The 22,550-nt window shown below is 58.5% G+C and carries 20 protein-coding genes and 1 pseudogene; 11 read left to right on the top strand and 10 right to left on the bottom strand.

Going from position 1 to position 22,550, the window contains the following annotated elements; genetic code table 11:
• Positions 1–33: 33 nt before the first annotated feature.
• A complete protein-coding gene (locus VK574_RS00105; RefSeq protein WP_472797715.1) occupies positions 34–918 on the bottom strand; it encodes a TraB/GumN family protein in 885 nt (294 codons plus the stop codon).
• 170 nt (positions 919–1,088) lie between these two features.
• Positions 1,089–4,094 (bottom strand): TonB-dependent receptor, encoded by a 3,006-nt coding sequence (locus VK574_RS00100; protein WP_472797713.1) that lies wholly within the window; start codon positions 4,092–4,094, stop codon positions 1,089–1,091.
• A gap of 236 nt (positions 4,095–4,330) precedes the next feature.
• Between VK574_RS00100 and VK574_RS00095 the strand changes: the two genes are divergently transcribed.
• Positions 4,331–6,229 carry a glycoside hydrolase family 15 protein gene (locus VK574_RS00095; protein WP_472797712.1) on the top strand — a complete coding sequence of 633 codons (1,899 nt, stop codon included), beginning with the start codon at positions 4,331–4,333 and terminating at the stop codon, positions 6,227–6,229.
• Positions 6,230–6,274: 45 nt separating this feature from the next.
• Here the strand turns inward: VK574_RS00095 and VK574_RS00090 are convergent, their stop codons facing one another.
• A complete protein-coding gene (locus VK574_RS00090; RefSeq protein ID WP_472797711.1) occupies positions 6,275–7,270 on the bottom strand; it encodes an aminopeptidase in 996 nt (331 codons plus the stop codon).
• Between the two features lie 234 nt (positions 7,271–7,504).
• On the bottom strand, positions 7,505–8,518 hold the full coding sequence (locus tag VK574_RS00085) for an MBL fold metallo-hydrolase (protein WP_472797710.1): 1,014 nt from the start codon (positions 8,516–8,518) through the stop codon (positions 7,505–7,507).
• Positions 8,519–8,701: 183 nt separating this feature from the next.
• Here VK574_RS00085 and VK574_RS00080 point away from each other — a divergent pair, with 183 nt between their 5' ends.
• Positions 8,702–10,840: a prolyl oligopeptidase family serine peptidase gene (locus tag VK574_RS00080; protein WP_472797709.1), complete on the top strand. Its 2,139-nt coding sequence runs from the start codon at positions 8,702–8,704 to the stop codon at positions 10,838–10,840.
• A gap of 107 nt (positions 10,841–10,947) precedes the next feature.
• On the opposite strand, the gene VK574_RS00075 is transcribed toward VK574_RS00080, so the two are convergent.
• From VK574_RS00075 to VK574_RS00065, 3 genes are all read right to left on the bottom strand, one after another.
• On the bottom strand, positions 10,948–11,601 hold the full coding sequence (locus VK574_RS00075; protein WP_472797708.1) for a hypothetical protein: 654 nt from the start codon (positions 11,599–11,601) through the stop codon (positions 10,948–10,950).
• Positions 11,602–11,611: 10 nt separating this feature from the next.
• Positions 11,612–12,031 carry a MarR family winged helix-turn-helix transcriptional regulator gene (locus VK574_RS00070; protein ID WP_472797707.1) on the bottom strand — a complete coding sequence of 140 codons (420 nt, stop codon included), beginning with the start codon at positions 12,029–12,031 and terminating at the stop codon, positions 11,612–11,614.
• Positions 12,032–12,227: 196 nt separating this feature from the next.
• The gene (locus VK574_RS00065) at positions 12,228–12,425 is read right to left on the bottom strand and encodes a DUF418 domain-containing protein (RefSeq protein ID WP_472797730.1); all 198 of its coding nucleotides are present in this window, start codon (positions 12,423–12,425) and stop codon (positions 12,228–12,230) included.
• Positions 12,426–12,523: 98 nt separating this feature from the next.
• On the opposite strand from VK574_RS00065, the gene VK574_RS00060 reads away from it, so the two are divergent.
• The 5 genes and pseudogenes from VK574_RS00060 (at position 12,524) to VK574_RS00040 (ending at position 16,069) form a co-directional block, all read left to right on the top strand.
• Positions 12,524–13,777 carry an aminopeptidase gene (locus VK574_RS00060; protein ID WP_472797706.1) on the top strand — a complete coding sequence of 418 codons (1,254 nt, stop codon included), beginning with the start codon at positions 12,524–12,526 and terminating at the stop codon, positions 13,775–13,777.
• 211 nt (positions 13,778–13,988) lie between these two features.
• Positions 13,989–14,927, top strand: coding sequence for an L-lactate dehydrogenase (locus VK574_RS00055; protein ID WP_472797705.1), 939 nt, complete (start codon positions 13,989–13,991; stop codon positions 14,925–14,927).
• Between the two features lie 76 nt (positions 14,928–15,003).
• A pseudogene (locus VK574_RS00050) lies at positions 15,004–15,297 on the top strand (cupin domain-containing protein); the annotation flags it as partial.
• Positions 15,298–15,303: 6 nt separating this feature from the next.
• Positions 15,304–15,582 carry a hypothetical protein gene (locus VK574_RS00045; RefSeq protein WP_472797731.1) on the top strand — a complete coding sequence of 93 codons (279 nt, stop codon included), beginning with the start codon at positions 15,304–15,306 and terminating at the stop codon, positions 15,580–15,582.
• Complete coding sequence (locus VK574_RS00040; RefSeq protein WP_472797704.1) at positions 15,575–16,069, top strand: hypothetical protein; 495 nt, start codon at positions 15,575–15,577, stop codon at positions 16,067–16,069. The genes VK574_RS00045 and VK574_RS00040 overlap by 8 nt, the downstream gene beginning before the upstream one ends.
• 109 nt (positions 16,070–16,178) lie before the next feature.
• Here the strand turns inward: VK574_RS00040 and VK574_RS00035 are convergent, their stop codons facing one another.
• Positions 16,179–16,793 carry a TetR/AcrR family transcriptional regulator gene (locus tag VK574_RS00035; protein ID WP_472797703.1) on the bottom strand — a complete coding sequence of 205 codons (615 nt, stop codon included), beginning with the start codon at positions 16,791–16,793 and terminating at the stop codon, positions 16,179–16,181.
• 165 nt (positions 16,794–16,958) lie between these two features.
• Between VK574_RS00035 and VK574_RS00030 the strand changes: the two genes are divergently transcribed.
• The gene (locus VK574_RS00030) at positions 16,959–17,819 is read left to right on the top strand and encodes an NAD(P)H-binding protein (protein ID WP_472797702.1); all 861 of its coding nucleotides are present in this window, start codon (positions 16,959–16,961) and stop codon (positions 17,817–17,819) included.
• Here the strand turns inward: VK574_RS00030 and VK574_RS00025 are convergent, their stop codons facing one another.
• Complete coding sequence (locus tag VK574_RS00025) at positions 17,820–18,536, bottom strand: hypothetical protein (protein WP_472797701.1); 717 nt, start codon at positions 18,534–18,536, stop codon at positions 17,820–17,822.
• 193 nt (positions 18,537–18,729) lie between these two features.
• Here VK574_RS00025 and VK574_RS00020 point away from each other — a divergent pair, with 193 nt between their 5' ends.
• Positions 18,730–19,476 (top strand): hypothetical protein, encoded by a 747-nt coding sequence (locus VK574_RS00020; RefSeq protein ID WP_472797700.1) that lies wholly within the window; start codon positions 18,730–18,732, stop codon positions 19,474–19,476.
• 147 nt (positions 19,477–19,623) lie between these two features.
• Here VK574_RS00020 and VK574_RS00015 read toward each other — a convergent pair whose 3' ends face one another.
• Positions 19,624–20,730 carry a carboxylate-amine ligase gene (locus VK574_RS00015; RefSeq protein ID WP_472797699.1) on the bottom strand — a complete coding sequence of 369 codons (1,107 nt, stop codon included), beginning with the start codon at positions 20,728–20,730 and terminating at the stop codon, positions 19,624–19,626.
• A 96-nt stretch (positions 20,731–20,826) separates the two neighbouring features.
• Here VK574_RS00015 and VK574_RS00010 point away from each other — a divergent pair, with 96 nt between their 5' ends.
• Both VK574_RS00010 and VK574_RS00005 read left to right on the top strand, forming a co-directional pair.
• Complete coding sequence (locus VK574_RS00010) at positions 20,827–21,486, top strand: phosphoribosyltransferase (RefSeq protein WP_472797698.1); 660 nt, start codon at positions 20,827–20,829, stop codon at positions 21,484–21,486.
• A 75-nt stretch (positions 21,487–21,561) separates the two neighbouring features.
• Positions 21,562–22,194 (top strand): alpha-ketoglutarate-dependent dioxygenase AlkB, encoded by a 633-nt coding sequence (locus VK574_RS00005; protein WP_472797696.1) that lies wholly within the window; start codon positions 21,562–21,564, stop codon positions 22,192–22,194.
• Positions 22,195–22,550: the final 356 nt, after the last annotated feature.

The following is a 22,550-nucleotide window of genomic DNA, read 5'->3' as shown; positions in this document are numbered from 1 at the left end:
TTGATGACGACGCCGTTTGATCAGAGTGTGTGGTTATTCGCGGGTGACTTTGTAGCCTTGCTTTTCGAGCATGGCGGGGACGCCTTCTTTGCCGACCAGGTGGCCAGCGCCGACGGCTACAAAACTGACGCCGTCGCCTTTAAGCAGGTCCTGAATCTGCTTAGTGAAGTTCTCGTTGCGCTTGACTACGAGGGTCTGAAAGAGGTCGGGGTACTTGTCGCGGAATTCAGCGTTGTTGAGTTTGTCGAGCGCATCGACATCGCCGGCGGACCAGGCGGCAAGCATCTGCTTGAATTTATCGACGGCGGAATCGTAGTCATTGAGCTCGGAGACGAGGAAGTCGACTTGCTGTTTGTCGGGCATGTCGGCGAGGAAGTGCATCTGTTCCTCAGCAGTTTCGAATCCTTTGACGGGTTTGTTGGCTTTGACGAACTCAGGTTTGAGTTCCAGCTCGACGCCGCTGTTGGGATCGTATCCGGCTTGCATGAGGGGCGTGAGACTGAGCATGAGGGCCGCGAGCCAGGGCTTCATGGATTCAAAGACGGCCTCGCCGCCGGGGATGCCGGAGCCGGCTGCGTCTTTGGTGAGCTTGGCGAGTTGATCGGGAGTGAGTTTGGCTGAGAGCGGGTGTGCCGGATCCATGCCGAGCTGCATGACGAGGGGCTGCATGGATGCTGCGTCGTCGACGTTGGGAATTTCGAGCCACAGGGTCTGGCTTTGCTTGATTGCGGCGTCGACCTTAAGGCTAGAGCGCCAGGGGTCGTCTTTGGCGAGCGCGTGGACCGTGCCAAAGAGATAGACAGTGGCATGGGGCCCCTTGATGACCCAGATGGCGGGCTCGGCTTGCGCGGAAGATGCGACAGAAAAAATCGCGGCGAGAGAGAGGGCGAGTGCGATGAGTCTCCGGGTGGGGGGCATGCGGGGTCTCCTGCGAGAGTGCTGCTGTGAGTATAGCGGGAGAAACTCTCACAGTGGGGTATGGCGGCCGGCCGAGGGGATCGCGAGAAATGGAGAATTCCTGAGTAGCGGGAGGGATTGCGGAATCGAGAAGCGGCCGAATAACTCACCGGCCGCTTCCCTGCCCGTGTTTAGAAGCTGAACTTCGCTGCCAGCTGGAAGGCGCGCGGACCGCCGGAACCGAAGACTCCACCGGCAGTTGAGACTGGCGTTCCAAAGCTTGATGAAAAGCCGGGATTGTTTCGATCCGGCGAGAGGGCGTTGGCAAAGCCGGAGTAGTTGAGGTTGCTGACGCCGAGAATGTTGGTCACGTTGAAGGTGTTGAAAGCTTCGCCGAGGAGGTTTACGGTATAGCGCTCGCCGAAATGGAAGGAGCGATCCAAGCGGAAATCAAGCGAGCTGAAGCTGTCGTTGAAACGCGCGTTGGGGCTGACCAGCGGGAGGATTACGCTGGCGTTGGCGCTGGCTTCAAAGACTCCGCCGGCTGCATTGGTGGCTGCGATGAAGGCATTCAGTTGCTGGGCATTGTGAAATTTGCGGCCGCCGGCATTGCGCTGCAGTGTGGGAACGCGCTCGCTGCCATCGGGAAGAAGGATGTCCATGGGAACACCGGAAGCGATGGTCCAGATAGGCGCGAAGTGGAGTTGAAGGGGGAGATTGGCCATGCCTGACATGACGAGGCGGTGGCGCTGGTCGTTCGGCGGAGGTCCGTACTCGCGCTGGAGATTGGTGGGGTCGATGGGTGAGTATTCGAAGGGAATCTGGTCGTCGTTGGCGTAGTTGAAAGTCTTGGCGAGAGTGTATGCGGCGTCGAATTCGCCGTATTTCGCAAAGCGCTGACGAACGCTGACCCAGAGCGCGTCGTATTTGGTATTGACGGCGGACTCGAGGTCGGTGACATTGTCGGGGCCTTGCGTGTCGGGATTAAAGACGGTGCCGACGGGACGGCCGATGATGAAGCGCGTGCCGAGGTTGTGAACGCCATCCACTTTGACGAGCAGGCCGCGGCCAACCTGTTTTTCGATGCCGAGATTGAACTGCTGGACCATGGGATTGCGCATGTGGTTGCTGATGACATCGATGCCGGCAGCACCGGCGCCGGTGAAGACGAATCCGCTGAACGGGCTCGACAGCACCTGAGGCGCGAAGGGCTTGAAGGTGCCATCCTGATTCAAATAGATGGGAACGCCGTTCTGGTCGGTGATGACGTTGCCCGCGGTAACGTTGAGCGCGAGGGCGCGGCCGTCAAAGCCTTTTTCGAGCGACATGATTTCGAGGGTGATGCGATCGTAGTAGATTCCGTAGCCGCCGTGGAAAGTGAGGTTGGGATTCACGGCGTAGTTGAATCCGACGCGCGGCGCCCAGTTGTTGAAGTCGCGATGACGCGTGCCCTGATAGAAAGATTGCACGATGGGATTCCGCTGGCCGTACCAGCTCAGGTTGTTGAGATTGGAATCCATTTCCCAGCGAAGGCCGAGATTGAAAGTGAGTTTGGGGAGGGCTTTCCAATCGTCTTGAGCGAACAGCGCGAAATGGTAGCTGTCGTCGTTAGGCAGATCGAGCGGGCGCGTGGGCGTGGAACTGCGGAGACCAACGGCGAAGAGCAGATCGTTGTCGTCGACCTTGCCGTCCTGATTGCGGTCGAAGTCGGGAAAATCCTCGACGGTCTGGATGTTGCCTTGCTGGAATACGCCGAGATTGAAGTCGGCGTCGATGGACTGCACTTCGCCACCGAAGCTGAGGGTGTGGTTGTGGTGTGTCCAGCTGACGATGTCGTCGCCTTGCAGACGGAACTGCAGGGTCTGCTGAGGGACACGGTAGGTGGCGCCGTCGTCGAGATCGGGATAGGTGATCTGCGGCGCGGTGGAGGTGGGTGAGGTGGTGTTGATGAAGTTGTTGTCGGCGAAGCTCATTCGATTGATGACGCTGGGCGTGAAGATGTGGACCCAGTCGGCGGTGAGCCCCTGGAGGTGATTGACGGCGGTTTGACGATAAGCGGCAGTGCCGATCGCGCGGTCGAGCGAGCTCTGGCTGAGGTCGTCTTCGAGTTCGAGAGAATGGCGGAAGCCGATTCGGTCGCGATTGCTCAGCTGCCAATCGAGTCTTTCGGTCGCGAGGAAGTCATGCAAGGGAGCGGTGGCGAAGACGCGGTTGATCACCTGATTTGTAGTGTCGCGTTTACCGACGAGATCGGCGCCGAGTTGCTGGCGATCTTCGATGGCGACGAACCACCAGGCTTTATCGCGACGGATGGGACCGCCGGCGTCGGCGGCGTATTGCTGGCGATGAAACGTCGGCGACTCGCCTGGGATGGGCTGATAGGTTGCGGGCAATCCCTGAAGGGCTCGGTCGCGCTCGTAGATGGCGAGGCCGCCATGAAGATTGTTGGAACCCTGCTTGGTAACGACGTTCACGACCGTGGAACCGGAGCGGCCGAGGCCAGCGGAGAAACGATTGCTGGCGATTTGAAATTCCTGTACTGCATCTTCGGGGATGTTGACGAGAGAGCCGCCGACGGCATCGTCGTTGTTGTCTGCGCCGTCGATCATGACATTACCACCGCGGCCGGTCTGGCCCGCAGAGGAGATAACGACCGTATTCTCCTTGGTGGGATCGAAATTGGGCGCGGGGGCGTTGCCGGGAACGAGGTAAGCTAATTCAAGATAGTTGCGGCCGTTGAGGGGCAGCGTATCAATCTGGCGCGATCCGATGACGCCACCGAGATCGGAGCTTGTGGTGTTGACGCCAAGCTGGCTTCCACCATTGACTTCGACATCAACCTTCGTCGCAGAGAGTGTGAGCCGGACAGGGATACTCAGGGTCTGTCCAACTTCGAGATTGATGGCCTCGTGCCACGGGGCGAAGCCGGAGGGGGCAGCGACAGAGAGCGTGTAATTCGCGGCTTCGAGTGTAGCGAAGTTGAATTCACCACCGTTGCGGGTCGTAAACGTGCGGACAGTGCCCTGCGCATCGTTGCTTAGTGTGACTACTACTTGTCCAATGAACTTGCCGCCAGGATCGATGACCGTGCCGCCGATGTCGCCGGTGGCGGACTGTTGCGCGGTGGAAGGAAGGAGCAGCACTAAGGCGAGAAACAGAGACACGTAGATTGATTTGCAGAATCGGGATGCGAACAAAACGACCTCCATAGTTGCGACTGCGTGGACAATCAGCCTCCGGGGTTACAGGGGATTTGAAGTCTGGGGCTGAAGCTTATGCGGACTCTACTGCACTTACCCGACCAGGAGCATCGGCTTAATGGAGGATTGGGACATCCATCGAACGGCGTAGGACGACTTCGGCGCGAGGGCGTCGTGGATTGGTAGAGATGCCGTTTGCCGAAACACGATGCGGCGAACGACACTGTTTCCTGATGAAAAACCTGCATTGTGTCGTTCTCTGTCTCGGTATTGTGATTCCGGCATTTTTTCAGGCCGGAGCAACGAACCTTGTAACCGGAAATGGATTCGGATTTACGGTAGTGACTCCCCAGAATGCCGCAGTGACCAAGTTTTATGCGCATCCTTACAGCTTTGCGAAACCCGATGCACAGAATCCGTTAAGCGAGGGCATCGCAACGACGAACTTTATCAAAACGTTGACTTGGGAAACAGGGGGAGCGACAGCAGAATACGAGAATGATTCACACGTGATCCACGCCCGGGGCAACACGGGTGAAGGATTCATCTTTATGCCATTTCGACTTCACCGGGCGGCACTGATTCTGATGTGGGAGCCAGCAACTGCAGCCGCAAATCGCGGGTTCAATGTGGAATGGAATGCGCGCATCGAAGGGCACGAGATGGCCGGAGGCGAAGGAGTGGAGTTGGTTCGATTTGAAGCGATTGCTGAGAAGCTTCTGCTGATTCCATTGTCAGCGAGAAGTACCAAGTTGGAGGATCAGCAATTGCTTTCCGGCAGTCAGGCATGGGCGCTGGTTTCAATTGGAGACGACGGCCAAGCAGAAACAGCACTGCGTGAGTTTTCAGAGTGGCGCGCAGGTCTTGCGCCGCGAGCGCTGGTGAAGCGAGAGATCGACGAGTTGGAACAGTGGCGCGTTACGCCGGGAGTGCGATTTGCGGACGAGAAGGCCCGACACCTTTGGCGGCAGAGCGAGGTGATGCTTCGCATGGCGCAATGCCGTGAGCCGAATCGAGCAGATTTTCATGGGAACGGATTGATTGTCGCAAGCATGCCCGATGGCGTCTGGTTTACCCCGTGGGTGCGCGACATGGCGTGGGCGACAGTAGCACTGGCAAAAATGGGACACCGCGAAGAAGCGCGAGCGGCGGTGCTGGCGTACTTCAATGCCCAACCCACTGGAAAAATGCGCGCTGCGACCGCCGCAGCGAACTATCAAATCTCAGTGGTTCGCTACTTCGGAGATGGGGAGGAGGAGCCCTTCTTCACGGAAGAGGGCAGCACCAACATTGAATATGACGATTGGGGAGAAGCGCTGTGGGTACTGGGTGAGTATATGCGCAAGTATGGCGATGACTCCCTGCTCAAGACCAAGACATATCGCGGGGAACTCTATGAAAGTGCGCGGGACTTCATTGTAAAGCCGCTCGAGGCAAATATGGAGCCCTACGGTGGCGGGCTGATTGTGAAGGCGGACACTTCGATCTGGGAGGAACGGCAGAAGGACAAGAAGCACTTTGCCTTTTCAACGGCAATGGCAATCGTGGGCCTCGAGGAGTTTGGCAGGATCGCAGCGAAGGTGGGCGATCAAGGCGCCAGCTCAGATGCTCGGAGGTTTGTTGGAGAGTTACACCGGGGCTTCGATGCGGCGTTCATTCGGAATGGAAAGCTGCGTGGGACGCTGGAAGAAGGAGTGAAAAACGATATCGACGGCGCCTTGCTGGCGATCGTTCACTTTGGCGTCGTCAGTGATCCCACGGTTATACGCAATACGTTACAGCGCATGGAACTGCTGAAGGTGGACTCGGGCGGCTACCGGCGTGTGCGCAGCACCTACAACGATCCGAAGATCTTCGAGTATTGGTACGAGCGGCAGGAATTTCTTTTTGTCGATTTCAGCCTTGCAGAGGTTGATCGAAAGCTGGCGCGGATGAACGAGGCAAGCGCAATTGTGAAGCGGATAGTTGACAAGGCTGCCGCAGACCACAACATCATTCCCGAGATGTACGTGGCACTGAACTGCAAGCTTTTTCAGGGTAACCTCGGCGACCCGACAGGCGCACGACCGATGGTCGGCTATGGCGCGGGCGAGTACATTCTGGATGTGCTGGACAGTCAACAGACGCGATAGATCGATGGAACTGGCCTCCTTCTAGAGGCAATCGCAAGCGAGGTTTTATCCCGAGATGAGGAATTTGCCGTTGCGCATGATTTGTTCTTCACCGTCTGGGGATTCGAGCCAGATGTTGAAGCCCAGGCCGACGACATCGATGTGGGTGCCGGATCGCCAGGGGGCACCGGTATGTTCGCCGTAGGGATTGCCGAAGGCGATGTGGATGCCGGGAAATTTTTCGTCCTGAAGGATGTTGCCGATGACGCGAGAGACACCAATGTTGGTGCCGATGGCGAATTCGCCGACGCGATCAGAATTCTCATCGGTATGGGTGTAGGTCCAGAAGTCCCGCTCGAGCTCCTGGTTGGGACTGGTGCAGGAGACGATGCGATTCTGCGCGATCTCAATGGTGAGCGGCGTTGCGTCGAGCAGGCCGTAGCGGGCGCAGAGCCAGTCGCCGACGACGCCGTCGACAACAAAGGTGCCGTTGACTTCGCCGGGCGAGGTGAAGCATTCGCCGCCGGGAAGATTTCCCCACTTTTCAGGCGAGATGATGCCCGAGGTTTTGAACCACTTGTAGGCAGGGTTCATGTCCGAGACGATGCTGGTGCCGGCGGCGGTGGTGGCGCGGATGCGAATGGCGCGGCGGACGCGATCGAGTACCTGCTGCGAGAGGCGATCGACTTTGTCGTAGTCGGAGCGCATGCCTTCACACATGATCTGAGGCGTGATGTTGACCATGTGGGCATGGCGCATGCGGCGGCGGTTGACGACGTCGGTCATCTGCATGCGGGACTTCAACTCATTGGGCTGCACCTGGACGGCGAAGATGGAGACCTGCGAGGTTTCCATGTCGGCGAGAACGGCGGCCGGCATGTCAGTGAGCGGGCGCGGGGCGAGGTCTTCGAGGATGAAGGCGTTGAAGGGGCATCCGCGCTCAGCGAGCTGGGCGGCAATCGAGGCGGCGATAGGCTCGGTTACGCGGTCGGTGATGAGTGTGACTTTTTCGTCAGGCTGGATGCGCAGGCAGGTGAAGACGGCGGAGCGGGCGCCTTGCATGAAGTCGGATGGGTAGGGTTGCGATAGAAGATGCGAGGCGGTTGGGGTAAGGCTTGCGATGATAGTGCTCCGTCAGGTGGGGATGCGCTTTCCCACCCAAGCGAAGCTTGGATAGGGCACCCAGCGCGTATCTATTCAGGTTAACAAAATTCGTGTGCGAAGTTACGGAACGCGGTGGCCTTTTATCGGCGTTTGGAACCCTGGTAATCTTTGTGGTCGTAATTCCCGACGGGGTCAGGGTTGGGCCTGATCCCACATGTGGCTTAGTTGTTGCTTCTGGGTGGTTTCGAAACGTTTCTCCTCAGCCTTGCGCTCCTCGGCGGTGGTGGACGATGGCCAGATGGTGAAGTCTCTGAACGCAAGGCGGGAGGGGCGGCCATGGAGGGAGACGAGGGCATCCTCGAGTTCGAGCAGCGATCCGCGGGACAATTGCAGTTCATGCTCGTCGGGTTGATAGAGCGTTCCCTCAGGGTAATCGAGGAAGGGCGTTCGCGTTTGCTCGATGTGGTTGCCGAGGATCTGGGCAACGGGCTTGCCGCTGGTGAATTGAACTAGACGGGCAATGCTGGCAACGAACTCGGGGAAATTGTGTACGTAGAGACGACCGGGATAGAGCGTATCGCCCGAAAACAGAATGGCGGTCTTGCGGTCGTAGAGGGCGATGCTTGCGGCCGAGTGGCCGGGAATGGGAATCGCATCGATCACGCGGTCGCCAAGATCGATACTGCCGATGTCGTTGGGCCAATGAGCGATGTGATAGAGGCTCCTGCTTGCGTCGACCTTCGCCGGTACGAGGGTGATGGGGATTGCGGAGTCGTTGAGGGCCTGGAGGGCAGCGTCTCCGGCGACGTGGTCTCCATGCTCGTGGGTGTGGACGACGAGCAACGGAATGGTTGCCAGGGAATTTCTTTTCAACCAGCGGTGGATGGTGCTCTGGAGAGCCGGCGCGAGATTGCCGTTGCGCGAGCCCGTGTCGAGCAGGAGCGCTTTCTCTTTGCCGAAGAGAAGATAGACAAAGGGCTTTTCGAAGTCGGTGCAGCCGGACTGGCGAAGGATGTAGAGGCCCGGGTTGTATTCTTGCACCTGCCAATCGGGCATTTCCATGCATCGGGGGCCACCGGTAGCCCAGTGCTCCGGGAGGACGCCACGCTGGATCGAGCCGCCATCGGGTTCAGGCAACTGGGCCTGGCAACGAATATGGAGCGCGAACAGAGCCAACAGCAGTGCAAATGAAGTGCGCAACTTCATTGAGGGTCCTCCGCCGGGTGGGTTCCGGAATTTGTCGGTCCAATCATCATACGTTTCCGCGTGAAAGAGGCTCACCGGGTCGAGTACTATTTGGGGGCGGGTCGTATTGCGGTCTTCACGGTCTTCCTGGCCAAGATTAGCAATCCTTTTTGATTAACTTAGGTTTTTGGGAGGGGTAGGGATATGTCATTCACGCGAAAGACTGTTTTGTTGGCGGCGGGGGTTTTGTTGGCTGCGAGCGTGGGAACTCCGAAGGGGATCGCGCAGGGGCCGGCGAGTGAGCAGCCGGACAAGTACACGTGGCTTGAAGATATCCACGGCGACAAGTCGATGGATTGGGTAAAGGCGGAGAACGCGCGGACGGCGGCGGTGATGGAGAAGCAGAAGCCGTTTGCCGGGTTGGAAGAAGACGCGCTGAAGGTGCTGGACTCGCCGGACAAACTGGCGTTTCCTCAGTTTCGAGCCGGGATGGTGTACAACACGTGGCGCGACAAGGATCATGTGCGCGGCATCGTGCGGCGGACGACACTGGAAAGCTATCTCTCAGATGCTCCGAACTGGGAAACGGTGATCGACTATGACGCGCTGGGCAAGCAGGACAAGCAGAGCTGGGTTGGGCATGGGTTGGAGTGTCTGCAGCCCGAAGAAAAACTGTGTCTTGTCTCCCTTTCGTCCGGCGGCGAGGATGCGGCAACGCTGCGCGAGTTCGATCTGCCTGAAGGAAAGTTCGTTGAGAACGGCTTTGTGTCTCCGCGTGGGAAACAGAGAATTGCGTGGCTTGACAAGGACAACCTGTTGATTGCGCGCGAATGGGGCGAGGGAACGATGAGCGTTGCGGGGTATCCCATCGAAGTCAAGCGATGGAAGAGAGGCACGCCGCTCGAAAGCGCTGTCGAAGTGTTCCGCGGAGATGCGAAAGATGAGGGCTCCGGAGTTGATCCGGTTGTGCTTACGGACGGGCTGGGGCACAGTGTTGCGGTTATCGAGAACAGCAAGACGTTTTTTGAAACTGAATACTACCTGGTGCTGGCGAGTGGCCCGAAAAAACTGGGATTGCCCATGAAGGCAAATGTGCGAGGGCTCCAGGATAACCAGGTAGTTATTTCTCTGGAGGAGCAGTGGACGCCGGAAGGACAGACAAAGACCTATCCGCAGGGAGCGGTGGTATCGCTGGATCTGGAGGCGGTGAAGGCGGACCCAGTGCATCTGAAACCAACGGTGCTGTTTGCGCCGACCGCGCAGGAGTTTTCGCAGCAGGTGGCGACGACGAAGAATCACGTTCTGGTGACGACCCTGGAACACGTGCAGGGACGAGCTTACGTCTACACGCACGGGAAAGACGGAAAATGGACGCGAAGCAAACTCGCGGTGCCGGATAACGAATCGATCGGGATTTCGACGACAAGCCTGCTGGACGATAGATTCTTCCTGTCGGAGACGGGATTCCTGACGCCGTCGAGCGTGCTGCTGGGCGATGCGGCGGTCGGTTCGCTGAAACCGGGAAAGACACAGAAGGCGCTGTTTGATGCCTCGCGTGACGTGGTGGAGCAGCTGGAGGCTACTTCGAAGGATGGGACGAAGGTGCCGTACTTTGCCGTGCATCGCAAGGACATGCCCATGGATGGAAGCACGCCCACGCTGCTGACGGCATACGGCGGGTTCCAGGTTTCAAATCTTCCCGCCTACAACCCGGTGTTTGGCAAGCTCTGGCTGGAGCGGGGAGGCACGTTTGTGCTGGCGAATATTCGCGGCGGCGGCGAGTTTGGTCCGGCGTGGCATGACGCGGGATTGAAGACGCACCGGCAGCGGATCTATGACGATTTCTACGCAGTGGCCGAGGATCTGGTTACGCGGAAGTTTACGTCGAAGGAACGGCTGGGTATTGAGGGCGGCTCGAATGGCGGATTGCTGATGGGCGTGGAGTTTAATCAGCATCCGGAGATGTGGAAGGCGGTGGTGATCCAGGTGCCGCTGCTGGACATGCTGGGATATGAACACATGTCGGCGGGCGCATCGTGGGTGGGCGAATACGGGTCAGTGAAGGTGCCGGCGGAGCGGGCATTTCTAGCCTCGATTTCGCCCTACAACCAGCTTAAGCCGGACGTGCATTATCCGGAGCCGCTGATCTTTACGACGACGGCGGACGATCGCGTTGGACCGGTGCACGCAAGGAAATTTGCGGCGAAGATGGAAGAGTTTCACGAGCCGTTTTACTACGACGAGATCACGGAGGGCGGCCACGGAGCGGGCGCAGACAACCGGCAGGCAGCCCGGACGTGGGCCGAGGAATTTACGTACCTGGCGATGAAGCTGATGGATTGAGGGCGCGCCTGCACGAATCCTTCGGGTTCGTGCGGGCGCGGGCTTGCATTCCCAGATCTCAGACGAGACCTTGGGCACTTGACTCTACCGTTCAGGTCGTTCGGCGCTCACGAGGACGCGCGCTGACTTGGGGTTGGAGCACTCCACGATTGCGCTGAAGACCCAGAAGCTTCAACTTCTGGCCAGCGGACTGCCTGCGCGATGCAGATGATGTGCAGGATCAGGAACAGCGGCACGGCAAATGTGGGAATCAAACTCATCGGAAGCACAGTCATTGCGCCTGCTCCAATTCCGTGAGGGTTGAGCACACTGGCAATCGGGCCGAGCACCACTGCGGTCGCCAAATCCATGATTCCCAGAAGCTGCCACGCGATGAAGCTTCTGCGATGGTCCGGAGCAGCCAGCCGGAGAGCCACGAATGGCGCGGTCGCTCCGATTGCCATATCGCCCCATCCTGCCGGTAGAGCAAACAGGCCAGGAAGAATTCCGTAAGCAGCCAGGACAAGGAAAGCAAACCCCGCAATCCTCCAGCTCTGAACGTGTGTGAGTACGCGAGGACTGAGGGCCAGGGCGAACTGCCGGAACTTTGCCGATGATATGAACCACGCCAGGAAGAGGACGATGGGTGTCAGAGCAGCCAGTCCAAGCGGCAAAGGCGGTTGGTTGGGGGCGTTCGTGAAGAGGTGCAGAGCGGAGGCTCCGAGGGAAAAGACGAACCAGGCGGCGATGATTCCGCCGGTGAACTTTGCGTATTTCGACATGGGGAATCTCCTATTTTGTGACCGTGGAGGTCACTTTGTTGGTTAGGGTCAGCAGGGCTTGCCAGGGTTCGTCTCCCAGCTGCCGCCGAAGGCGTGCCTGCACCTTTTGCCAGACAGGGAGCGCGTGGTTGAGTTGAGCCTGCCCCGATTGGGACAAGCACAGTCGACGTTCTCGCCGATCGTTCCCTTGAAGTTTTTCGACCCAGCCATGCCGGACCATGGTGTCGAGGGTGCGTGTGAGGGTGGTGCTGTCCATTGCCAGAATCGCTCCCAGCCTTCCCTGTAGAACTGTTCCGGTAATCGATAGGGCCTGCAGGATTGTGAACTGGGTGGGTGTGAGACCGAGTGGGCGCATCGCTTCGTCGTAGTGCTGCGTGAGTGCGCGGGAGGCACGGCGGAAGCTTGCGCACAAGCAGTCCAGAACCGGCATGGAGGATGCTTTCATGCAGAGTAGATGTATATACATGTATTAGGGATTCAGAATAAGAACTGAGCAAAAAGTGGGAAAGGGTTCGCGCAGAAGAGCTCCAGCACTCAAAGGTCTCCCAGGTTTCAGAAGCGAGACCCTTCGGCTTCGCTCAGGGCAGGCTGTGAGGCGCTCAACTTGCTGCTCCTGGAGCGCTCGCTCAGGCGGCCATGGCTTCTTGTTCTTCGAGGGCGCTGCGGCGCATGGGCTGTCGTTTCCAGTAGGTAAGCGAGCGCCAGACCCACTCCATCGGACCGAATTGGAAGTGGCGAAGCCAGATGGGGCTGAGGATGAGATTGCACGCCCATACGGAGGCTACGACGACATAGAGCTGGCTCCACGGCCGCGGATTCCCGATAGCAGACGGGTCGGGACCTAGAATGAAGGAACGCGGTCCGGCTTAATAGAAAGTGAAGGACGCGGCAGGATCGTTTCACAGAAATCAGGAGGTAACCGATGGGATCAGCGGTGGCTGCGGTAGAACGGACGCATGAACAGAAACTGGATCTGCTGGCGGAAGTAGCGGTGAAGGTGGGATTGGGATTGAAGGAAGGCCAGGAACTGGTGATGACGGCGACGCTGGACGCTGTGGCCTTGGCGCGGCGGATTACGGAGCAGGCGTATCGCGCGGGCGCTTCGCTGGTGACAACACTCTACACCGATGATGAAGCTACGTTGATGCGCTATCACCACGCGCCGGATGCATCGTTCGACAAAGCGGCGAAGTGGCTGTACGACGGAATGGGCGCGGCATTCAAGAGTGGAGCGGCGCGGCTGGCAATTGCCGCGGGAAATCCTTCACTGCTTTCGAATGAGGATCCGGACAAAGTGGGGCGGGCGAATCGCGCGGTGTCGCTGGCGTATAGGCCGGCGCTTGAGCTGATTACGCGACACGAAATCAACTGGACGATCGTGTCGTGTGCGACGGAGGCGTGGGCGGTGCAGATATTTCCGAACGACGCACCGGATGTGGCCCTGGCGAAGCTTTGGGAGGCGATCTTCCAGACGACGCGCATCAACATGGAAGATCCGGTGAGCGATTGGAAGCGGCACGACGCGGGCTTGCACAAGCGTGCGGATTATCTGAATGAGAAGCGCTATGCGGCGCTAAAGTATCGCGGGCCGGGAACGGATTTCACGCTGGGTATGGCCGACGATCACGTGTGGATGGGCGGCGGAACGACGGCGGGAAACGGGATTTATTGCATTCCGAACATGCCGACGGAGGAAGTATTCAGCATGCCGCACAAGGATCGCGCAGATGGAACAATAACGGCGACCAAGCCGTTGTCGCACCAGGGCACGATGATCGAAGGCATTCACGTGAGGTTTGAGGGCGGCCGGATAGTGGAGGCACATGCTTCGCGTGGAGAAGAAGTACTGCGCAAGCTGATTGAGACCGATGACGGTGCGCGGCGGCTGGGCGAAGTGGCGCTGGTGCCGCACTCATCGCCGATTGCTTCGAGCGGTCAGCTTTTCTTGAACACATTGTTCGACGAGAATGCGGCGTCGCATATTGCGCTGGGGCAGTCGTATTCATCTACGGTGCGCGATGGCGACAAGCTGAGCAAAGAAGAGCTTGCCGCAAAAGGCGCGAACGAGAGCCTGATCCACGTGGACTGGATGATCGGATCGGGCAAACTGGATATCGACGGCGTTACGGCGACGGGCAAGTTGGAACCACTGATGCGCGGGGGAGAGTGGGTTTAACCACCCCACGGACGAAGACCTGTCCGCTGGGACTCGGTGTAAACCACCCATTGACCTGGACCTTTCAATGGGGCGCAGGGGTTCGTGCTTTCCCACCCTTGGCGCAAAAACGCGCCAAGGATGGGGCACCCGGATCGTGCAGATACGCACCCGGGTTGTGCAGATACAAGGAGCGACGACCGAATTCTCGCAGGTCGGGCAGGGGAGATGAATGGGGAAGATCGGAATTATTGGCGCCGGTAGTGTGGGGGCGACGATTGCGTATGCCGCACTGATTCGCGGAGTGGCGCGGGAAATCTGCCTCTTTGATATCGCCCGAACGAAGGTTGACGCGGAAGTACTGGACCTGAACCATGGGTTGCTGTTTGTCCCGCAGGCGAAGGTAGTTGGCTCAGACGATGTGGAGGTGCTGCGCGGCGTGGACGTGGTAGTGATGACGGCCGGCGCGAAGCAGAAGCCGGGGCAGACACGGATGGATCTGGCGGAGGCGAATACACAGATCTGTAAAAAGATTTTGCCGGAAGTGGTACGGGTGGCGCCGGATGCGCTGTTGCTGATGGTGACCAATCCGGTGGATGTGGTGACCGAGATAGCGCTGAAGCTGACAGGATTGCCGTGGCAGCGCGTGGTGGGCTCGGGGACGGTTCTGGATAGTTCGCGGTTTCGCTACCTGGTGGCGAAGCACTGCAATGTCGCGGTGCAGAATGTTCATGCCTACATTGCGGGCGAGCACGGGGACTCGGAGATCCCCCTGTGGGCGAGCGCGACGATTGGTTCGATTCCTCTGAGCCAATGGAGCGTGGAGGGACACGGGCGTCTGACTTCGGCGGACAAGGAAGCCATTGTGAAGAACGTAAAGGAAGCGGCGTACCAGGTGATCCAGGGCAAGGGTGCGACAAACTACGCGGTTGGGCTTGCAGTGTGCAACATCCTCGAAGCAATTCTATTTGATGAGCGGCGCGTGCTGCCGGTGAGTGGATTGCTGCGCGGCTTCAGGGGCATGGAGGATGTGTGCCTTAGCCTTCCGCGGATTGTGGGGCGCGGCGGGATTGAAGCGCCGCTGCCGATTCCGATGACGGTGGATGAGGAGAGCGGGCTGCACGAGAGCGCGGCTCGAATTCGCGCGGTGGTGCGGGGGTTGGGGTACTAAAGCGCGCAAAGGGGGATAGCCGGACCGACGGCGGATCGATTTCCGGCCAGGCGAAATTCATCAGCAATGAGGTGAAATGAGAGCGGGCCAGACAATCCGCAACCGACATTCGGGTGAAACGTTGACGGTACTGGTGAGCGAAGCAGAGAACCATGGGGCGCGACAACTCTATCGAGTTCGTCTGCCAGCGCGTCGTCAGAGCCCGCCGCTGCACTATCATCTTGCATTTAGCGAGACGTTCACAGCACTGGACGGAAAGCTTGATGTGTACCTTGGTCGGGAGCGACGACACCGGCAATTGTTGCCGGGCGAAAGCGTGACTGCTGAAATCCGCCAACTCCATACATTTGCCAATTGCTCGGATGAGCCCTGCACGATGACAGTCGAAACGGTTCCAGCCGGAGGCGTAGTCAAGGCCTTTGAGCTCGCGTACGGAGTGGCCAATGAAGGAGGCGCAGCGAAAGACGGGTTGCCGAAGAATCCGATCGTGCGACTGCGGTTTATTGAAATCAGCCAAGGCTTTCTTCCCGGAGTCCCGCCAGGGTTGCAACGAGCACTATTTGGTGCGGCGGCACTGGCGGCGAGACTAACTGGCGTTGAACAAAGACTGCGAAGGTACATGAGCGACGAGCCTGACGGGATGACAGATGACTGAAAAACATCGGATGCGCGTGTATCGGCTGAGCCCGTGGATTCGCATGTTTGCGGTAGCCTTTCTCGCATTCTGCCTGCTGGGTTTGTTCGGACTACTGTGGAGCCAGCACGCCGGTGCGCAGGGCCGCAATCCAGCGCAGACGGTGGAATGGGCAGCGATCGCGTTGTTTGCGGTGTGCTGGGCTATCTATGTGTTCGGCGCAGTGATCGTGCTCTCAGAAGACACGATCGAAAAACGGACACCGCTGAAGACGGATAGCCTTCGCTTCGCGGAGATTCGAGGACGGCGCGAAACAGTGCATCGGAATTTTGACGGCAGCTATATCCGGTATCTGCAAGTGGTCCCACGCGACCCGTTGCTGCCGATGATCCGGTTTCAAAAATTCTACGTATTCGACGCGGCGTTTTATGCGTGGTATGACGATCTGCCCGATCTGGATGCGATGGACAGAGCGCGGAAGAGGGATTCAGAGTTCGAGAGGATGTGACGGAAGTTGCGATCGGGTTGGATAATGCTCCCGCATGGACGGTCAACCGCGAGGACGTGGAACAAATCATCGCGAAGTGGGCACAGTTTCCCTATACCGTGTGAGAGGTCTACGAACGAAGGTAGGCGAGGATCGCTCTGACGATCTCTGCTTTGGCGTCTGCAAGTGGCAGGCGCGGAGGTCGCTGTCGGACGACGCCATGGCAAAGCGATTCGATCATGTGGGTCACGACAAATACGCTTTTGTCGAGGTCTCGGCCCTTTTTTAGTTCCCTTGATCTAGCGGAGAGAGCGAGAAGAAACGCGCCGTGGGTGCGCTCGGCAAAACTCTTTGATCCTCCCGAGTGAGGCGGCACTTGCGACAGAAGCAGATCGTGAAGTTCGGGGTCGGCGCAGTGTGCGTCGATGATGGCATCGACCAATGCGCATACGAGGCGGTCGAGAGGCGCGGACACATTTTGAATGAGCGTGGTTTCGATCACGCGGTCGATTTCCTCTAGATGGCGCTGATGAAGTGCGGCAAAGATGGCTCGCTTGTCAGGGAAATACTGATAGACAGATCCGATGCTCACGCCGGCGATCTCTGCGATGCGGTTGGTTGTTACGGCGTCAGTTCCCTCTCGCTTGAGGATGCGGATAACGGCTTCGAGGATTGCGTCTACGGTTTGACGGGCGCGGAGTTGCTGGGGTTGACGTCTCGGAGGCTCGACGGGTCGTCTGCTCATCCGGGTTAGTTTAAAGCAAATGTGAGCTTTTTTATATATCAACTCTTCACGGGATTGTTGTTTCAACAACTTGCATCATAATACCAAGCGAGTATACGGGTGCAGTTATGGATATATCTTCTCTATAGTTTGTGAGCTTTCCTCACATTATGGAGAGGTTGACGTATGACGCATCTGATTACTGGAGCAACGGGAGAAGTTGGGGCGAGAGTGGTGCATCAACTCGTGAGACAAGGAGAGCGCCCTCGCATCTTTGTGAGGGACGCAGCGAAAGCACGGGCGCGGTTTGGCGAGAGCGTCGATGTTCGGGTTGGCGATTTGGGGGATCGGGAATCTCTGACGGCAGCTCTGCGGGGAGTGGAAGCGCTCTTCCTGGTCACTTCAGGTCCACAGATTCCAACGCTGGATGAGTTGGCGGCGCGTGCGGCCAGAGTCGCGAACGTGGGTCTGGTGGTGAAACTTTCATCGCTGGATGTAGAGCAGAGCCTCGCGATTGGAGCATGGCATGAACGAGGAGAGGCGGCGATTCGAGCGAGCGGAGTTCCCTTCACTTTTCTGCGACCATCGGGGTTCATGACGAACTTGCTGGCCTGGGCCGAGCCGATCAAGACAGAGGGTGTGGTGCGCACGTCTACGGAAGACGGCAGAAGGGCTTTTATTCATTCCGACGATATTGCGGCGGCGGCCGTGCGGGCGCTCACGAGTCACGAACATTTGGGGAAGGCGATGGCCCTGACAGGGCCGGAGGCATTGAGCTTTGCAGAAGTTGCGACGAAGATTGGCGCGGCGATCGGAAGACAGCTTAGATATGAGAGGCTGTCGGATGATGAGGCGAGGAGGCGCTTTCGGGCGACGGGCGCTTCTGTTGAAGAAACCGAGGCGCATGTTGAATTGTGGCGCGCGATTCGCGAGGGACGGCTGGGAATGACGACGGACGGAGTTGAACACGTGCTCGGCAGAAAGCCGCTTGGGTTGGATCGATGGGTTGCGGAGAATGTCGACGCGTTTCGCTATCGTGCGGCGTAGTCATTGCGCGGCGCGAAGCTCGAAGTGGTAGTCGCTGTAGTCGATGACAATGACGGTCTTGCCAAAGAGCGTGCTGCTGGATTCGGCGCGGGCGTGAATGGCCATGGCATAGCCCTGCATGATTCTGTAACGACGCATCATCTTTGTAGTTCCGGCAAAGACGGACGGGCTTTTGGAGGCGACGCCTTCGACTTCGGCGAGTGTGTGGTTGATGGCGTCGACCCAGAGGGTTCCGTCGATCATGTTTGGAGCCGTGCGGCGCGGAGTGATCGAGACAGCGAGACATTGTCGGCCGTCGATGGTCTGGATGACGCCGGGTTCGAGGTGCATCTCGTAATTTGCGGATGTGAACCAGGACTGCCCGACCGTGGCGGGATTGTTGATGGACTTCTCGTTTTCGAGGAGCGGCTGCAGGCCGAATTTATGAATCAGCGATGAGCCGGACTGCTTGAGGATGACGTAGTCTTTTCCGACGCCTTTTTTGTAACTCATTTTCACGGTCATCTCGGCGGCGGGGTTGGTTTGGTCGGTGCCGCGGAAGACGGTATAGTGCTCAACATCAGTGAAGCTCAGGACATTGTCGAAGCGGGCCTGGTTGGCGGCGTCCAGATCGCGGATGATGGCTGGACCATCAGACTCCTGCGCGTGCGGAGCGCCGGTGATGAACAAAACCGCGAAGAGACTTCCCGTAATTCTTCGAACTACAGAGAAACGCATGGATCGGCCTCGCGCGCGAGCAGAGCGCTACTGGAATTATCCTGCCTCGCGTTGATTGCGCAGCGGGCAGCCTACAAATTCGCAGAATACAGCGAGCGAATACGCAAACCCGACGTCCTGTCTAAGTAGAAGCGCAGCATAGACGGTACAGGGAAGCAGCGCGCTTCAGACCAATCACTTGGAGAGGCTTGCGATGAGACGGAATGCAGAATATGCAGTTCGAGGGTCGTTGTGTGTCTTGATGACGGCCGGGGCGGTTTTGGCGATGGCAACGGCTGGTCACGCGGTTGCGCAGACGCAGGGTGCGGATCAGAAGCCGGCGGAGAGCTATGCGACGCTTTATCTGACGAATTTGACGGAGGTCCGCGAAGCGAACGACGCTGTCACGGATTTGCGGAATATGCTGCCGAAGGCGAAGATCTATCACGTCGAGTCGGCTAACGCGATTTCGATGTACGCAACCGCAGAGGATCTTGCGAAGGCGCAAAAGATTCTCGCGGATATCGATCGGCCGCGGAAGACGTATCGGCTGACGTACACCATCGGCGACGGCGATAGTGCGCACGCTACGCATCTTGTCGCGGTAGTCGCGCAGTGGAGCAAGACGATGCTGAAACAGGGGGCGCGGGTACCGATCGTGACGGGCTCCTATGGGAAGGGCACAGATGAGAACACGCAGGTGCAGTACCAGGATATTGGCCTGAATCTCGATGCCACGCTCGAGGGGAGTGGGGATGGACTGCGATTGAGGACAAAGATCGAGCAGACAAGCGTGGCCGAAGAGAAGTCAAACGTGGGGATACAGGATCCGCTTCTTCACCAATCGGTACTGGAATGCGAATCGATCGTAGTGATGGGCAAACCAATTATGCTCGGGTCGATGGAGTTGGCCGGGGGAATGCGGATGGAGGTGTCGGTGGTGGCGGAGGTGGTGAAGTAGGGCGGCTTCTCCCTTTATTGGCGGAAGCGCCAGCAGCGGCAAGAAGCAAATGCAGGTCCTTCGACTCCCGCTGGTCGCTCAGGATGACACCGCGTCTAAATATCATGCCGTAAAGGTTTACGCGATGGGCAACCGGACGGCTGCGCTCTATAATCCTGCGCGGGTTTCTTCTGCCATGTAGTCGACTACGGCTTTGAGATCGCCTTTGGAATCTTCGAAGACTTTTAGCTGGCGGTCGGCACCGGTGCCGGTCTTCATGATTTTGCGGATGCCATCGATCGCTTCCCTGCTGCCGAGCTCGTCCACTTCCCTGTCGATGAGAAGGAGATACTCCTCGAGTAGATCGCGCTCGGGGACTTCCTGCTGGCGACCGAAGTCGATGAGCATGCCGTCGAGGCCATAGCGGACAGCGCGGAATTTGTTCTCCATCAGGAGGGGGCGCGCGTACTGGCGGTAGTCCTGGTTGGCGGCATGCAGGCGGTAGAGATAAGCCGCGGTGGCCTGGATGAGCGCGGCGATTGCGATGGTTTCTTCAGCGCGGAGCGGGATATCGCAGGCGCGCACCTCGATGGTGTTGAAGAAGGGATGCGGGCGAATGTCCCACCAGATCTTCTTGGCGTTATCGATGCAGTTGGTGCGGACCAACAGGCTTACGTAGTTCTCGAATTCGGAGTAGCTGGAGAAGGCATCGGGGATGCCGGTGCGCGGGAAGTTCTCGAAGACTTTGGCGCGATAGCCCTTGTAGCCGGTGTTGAGGCCAAGCCAAAAGGGCGAGTTGGTGGCCAGCGCCATGATGTGCGGCAGAAAGTAGCGCATCGCATTCATGATGCGGATAGCGGCTTCGCGATCTTCGATGCCGACGTGGACGTGCAGGCCAAAGATGAGGTTGGCGCGAGCGACGAGCTGAAGATCCTTGACCACCTGGTGATAGCGCGGGTCAGGATAGATCTGTTGCGTGCGCCAGTCGGCGAAGGGATGGGTGGCGCCGGCAACGAGCTCGAGGTGATGTTCGCGGGCGAGCTTGATCATCTCGCGGCGAAGTTCGTAGATGTCTTCGCGGGCCTCATCGATGTTGCGGCAAATGCGCGTACCCACCTCGACGACGGAGGTGTGCATTTCGGCCTTGACGCGCTCCTGAAGACGCAGTTTACCCTCGGCAAGCATTTCGGTTTCGATGTGGGATCGGAGATCGCGTGTTACCGGGTCGATGGTCTGGTATTCCTCTTCGATGCCGAGCGAGAAGGACGGGCGCATGAGATGACCTCGGTGGTGCTTGTTGGGATTGTACGGCAGGGACGAAGGGACATTGGACTCGGGACTCGGGACTTCCAAAGGCATACAATCCTGCGCGTGAGTGAAATTGTGTTTCAGGATCGGCGGGAGGCGGGGCGGGTGTTGGGGGAACTTGTCGCTTCTCTTCCCGACTTGAAGGATGCGGTGGTGCTGGGGCTGGTGCGCGGAGGCATGCCGGTTGCGTTTGAGGTCGCACGAGCATGTGGACTGCCGCTGGACATCCAGGTGGTTCGCAAGCTGGGCGTGCCGGGGCAGGAAGAACTGGCGATGGGAGCGATCGCGAGCGGCGGCGGTGTCGTGCTGAATGAGCAGATCGTGCGGTCGTGGCATGTATCGGAGAAGAAGCTTGGGCACGTGATCGAGCACGAGCGGCAGGAGATGGATCGGCGGGAAGCGTTGTATCGCCAGGGACGGCCGGCAGTTGAGATTGCGGGGCGGCCTGTGGTTCTCGTTGATGATGGGCTGGCTACCGGAGCGAGCATGCGTGCGGCGATTCGCGCCGTCAGCGGGCGGGCAGGGCGAGTGATTGTGGCTGTGCCTGTCGGAGCGAAGAGCACGTGCGACGAATTGGCACATGAGGTGGACCGGGTCGTGTGCGTACTGGTTCCAGAGACGCTGGATGCCGTGAGCTTGTTTTATCGCGAGTTTGGGGCGACGACGGATGAGGAAGTGTTGGAGCTGATGGAGGCGGGCTCGGGATTGGGGATTAGGGACTAGGGACTAACTAGGGACTAGGGACTCTTAAATATTTTCGCCTTTTGTTCGCTTTTGAGGTAGGATGAGATTCGGGCTATGAATCTCTTTTCCCAACTTGCGGCGGAGCCTACGCATGAGGAGATCTTCCCCGGCGCGGTGTTAATGCGGGGCCTGGCTCTCGCGCAGGATGGCGAGTTTTTCGCTGCGGTGGAGGGCATTCTCGCTGCGGCGCCTCTACACCATGCGACGACTCCCAGTGGACTGCCGATGTCGGTGATGGTGTCGGACTGCGGCGCACCCGAGGCATTCCGGCGACGTTGGGATCCGCAGAATCCAAGTGCTCGCCGAATGTGGCCGCCGATGCCGCGGGTACTCCTGGATTTTGCGCTTCGTTGCGCGGTGCGTTCGGGATTTCCGCATTTCAGGCCCGACATGTGCCACATCAACCGTTACCAGGCGGGCACCAAGCTCGGGATCCACCAGGACCGGCACGAGTTCGATTTGTATCAGCCGATCGTGTCGATTTCGCTTGGACTGGAGTGCATTTTTCTGCTGGGCGGTTTTCAGCGGACGGACAAGACGAAACGCATTCTGCTGGAGCACGGCGATGTGATTGTGTGGGGCGGGCCCTCGCGAATGCGGTTCCACGGGGTGCAGCCGCTGAAACCGGGACATCACCCGTTGACGGGGCCCTACAGGTACAACCTGACGATTCGAAAAGTGGCCTGAGGACTGGGACCAAGGGAACAAGGCACAGAGCTCTCAGTCCTCCGCTGGGAGTATTGAACGTTCACGGATTTGAAATTTCGGGATGCACTAACTCCTTGCTTCTGGGTCCAGCGAAATTTTCTCATTTGTGTTCATTGAGGCTCATTTTATCGGCACCTCGGAGAAGCTGATACCCGGGACCGTGCTCGTCAAATCAAGCGGACCTTTACTCCCAACTAGTGGCCTGTCTGAGTGAATTCGTTACTGCGGATGCGTCGAGTTGGGTCTGAGTATTTCCATTGAAAAGGCCGAGCATTTGCGGAGTAGGCATTGATGTAGCGAAGCAGCTTGCGGGCCAGGTCAGAGACGGAAGTAAA

The sequence above is a fragment of the Occallatibacter sp. genome (assembly GCF_035317045.1).
Classification (GTDB): domain Bacteria; phylum Acidobacteriota; class Terriglobia; order Terriglobales; family Acidobacteriaceae; genus Telmatobacter.
This window is presented reverse-complemented; position numbering and strand designations above follow the sequence as displayed.

What these genes read in the sequence shown, in the direction of transcription:
- VK574_RS00105 (WP_472797715.1), bottom strand. Translation starts at nt 918, where the DNA reads ATGCCCCCCACCCGGAGACTCATCGCACTCGCCCTCTCTCTCGCCGCG.
- VK574_RS00095 (WP_472797712.1), top strand. Translation starts at nt 4,331, where the DNA reads ATGAAAAACCTGCATTGTGTCGTTCTCTGTCTCGGTATTGTGATTCCG.
- VK574_RS00090 (WP_472797711.1), bottom strand. Translation starts at nt 7,270, where the DNA reads ATGCAAGGCGCCCGCTCCGCCGTCTTCACCTGCCTGCGCATCCAGCCT.
- VK574_RS00085 (WP_472797710.1), bottom strand. Translation starts at nt 8,518, where the DNA reads ATGAAGTTGCGCACTTCATTTGCACTGCTGTTGGCTCTGTTCGCGCTC.
- VK574_RS00080 (WP_472797709.1), top strand. Translation starts at nt 8,702, where the DNA reads ATGTCATTCACGCGAAAGACTGTTTTGTTGGCGGCGGGGGTTTTGTTG.
- VK574_RS00075 (WP_472797708.1), bottom strand. Translation starts at nt 11,601, where the DNA reads ATGTCGAAATACGCAAAGTTCACCGGCGGAATCATCGCCGCCTGGTTC.
- VK574_RS00070 (WP_472797707.1), bottom strand. Translation starts at nt 12,031, where the DNA reads ATGCCGGTTCTGGACTGCTTGTGCGCAAGCTTCCGCCGTGCCTCCCGC.
- VK574_RS00060 (WP_472797706.1), top strand. Translation starts at nt 12,524, where the DNA reads ATGGGATCAGCGGTGGCTGCGGTAGAACGGACGCATGAACAGAAACTG.
- VK574_RS00055 (WP_472797705.1), top strand. Translation starts at nt 13,989, where the DNA reads ATGGGGAAGATCGGAATTATTGGCGCCGGTAGTGTGGGGGCGACGATT.
- VK574_RS00045 (WP_472797731.1), top strand. Translation starts at nt 15,304, where the DNA reads ATGACAGTCGAAACGGTTCCAGCCGGAGGCGTAGTCAAGGCCTTTGAG.
- VK574_RS00040 (WP_472797704.1), top strand. Translation starts at nt 15,575, where the DNA reads ATGACTGAAAAACATCGGATGCGCGTGTATCGGCTGAGCCCGTGGATT.
- VK574_RS00035 (WP_472797703.1), bottom strand. Translation starts at nt 16,793, where the DNA reads ATGAGCAGACGACCCGTCGAGCCTCCGAGACGTCAACCCCAGCAACTC.
- VK574_RS00030 (WP_472797702.1), top strand. Translation starts at nt 16,959, where the DNA reads ATGACGCATCTGATTACTGGAGCAACGGGAGAAGTTGGGGCGAGAGTG.
- VK574_RS00025 (WP_472797701.1), bottom strand. Translation starts at nt 18,536, where the DNA reads ATGCGTTTCTCTGTAGTTCGAAGAATTACGGGAAGTCTCTTCGCGGTT.
- VK574_RS00020 (WP_472797700.1), top strand. Translation starts at nt 18,730, where the DNA reads ATGAGACGGAATGCAGAATATGCAGTTCGAGGGTCGTTGTGTGTCTTG.
- VK574_RS00015 (WP_472797699.1), bottom strand. Translation starts at nt 20,730, where the DNA reads ATGCGCCCGTCCTTCTCGCTCGGCATCGAAGAGGAATACCAGACCATC.
- VK574_RS00005 (WP_472797696.1), top strand. Translation starts at nt 21,562, where the DNA reads ATGAATCTCTTTTCCCAACTTGCGGCGGAGCCTACGCATGAGGAGATC.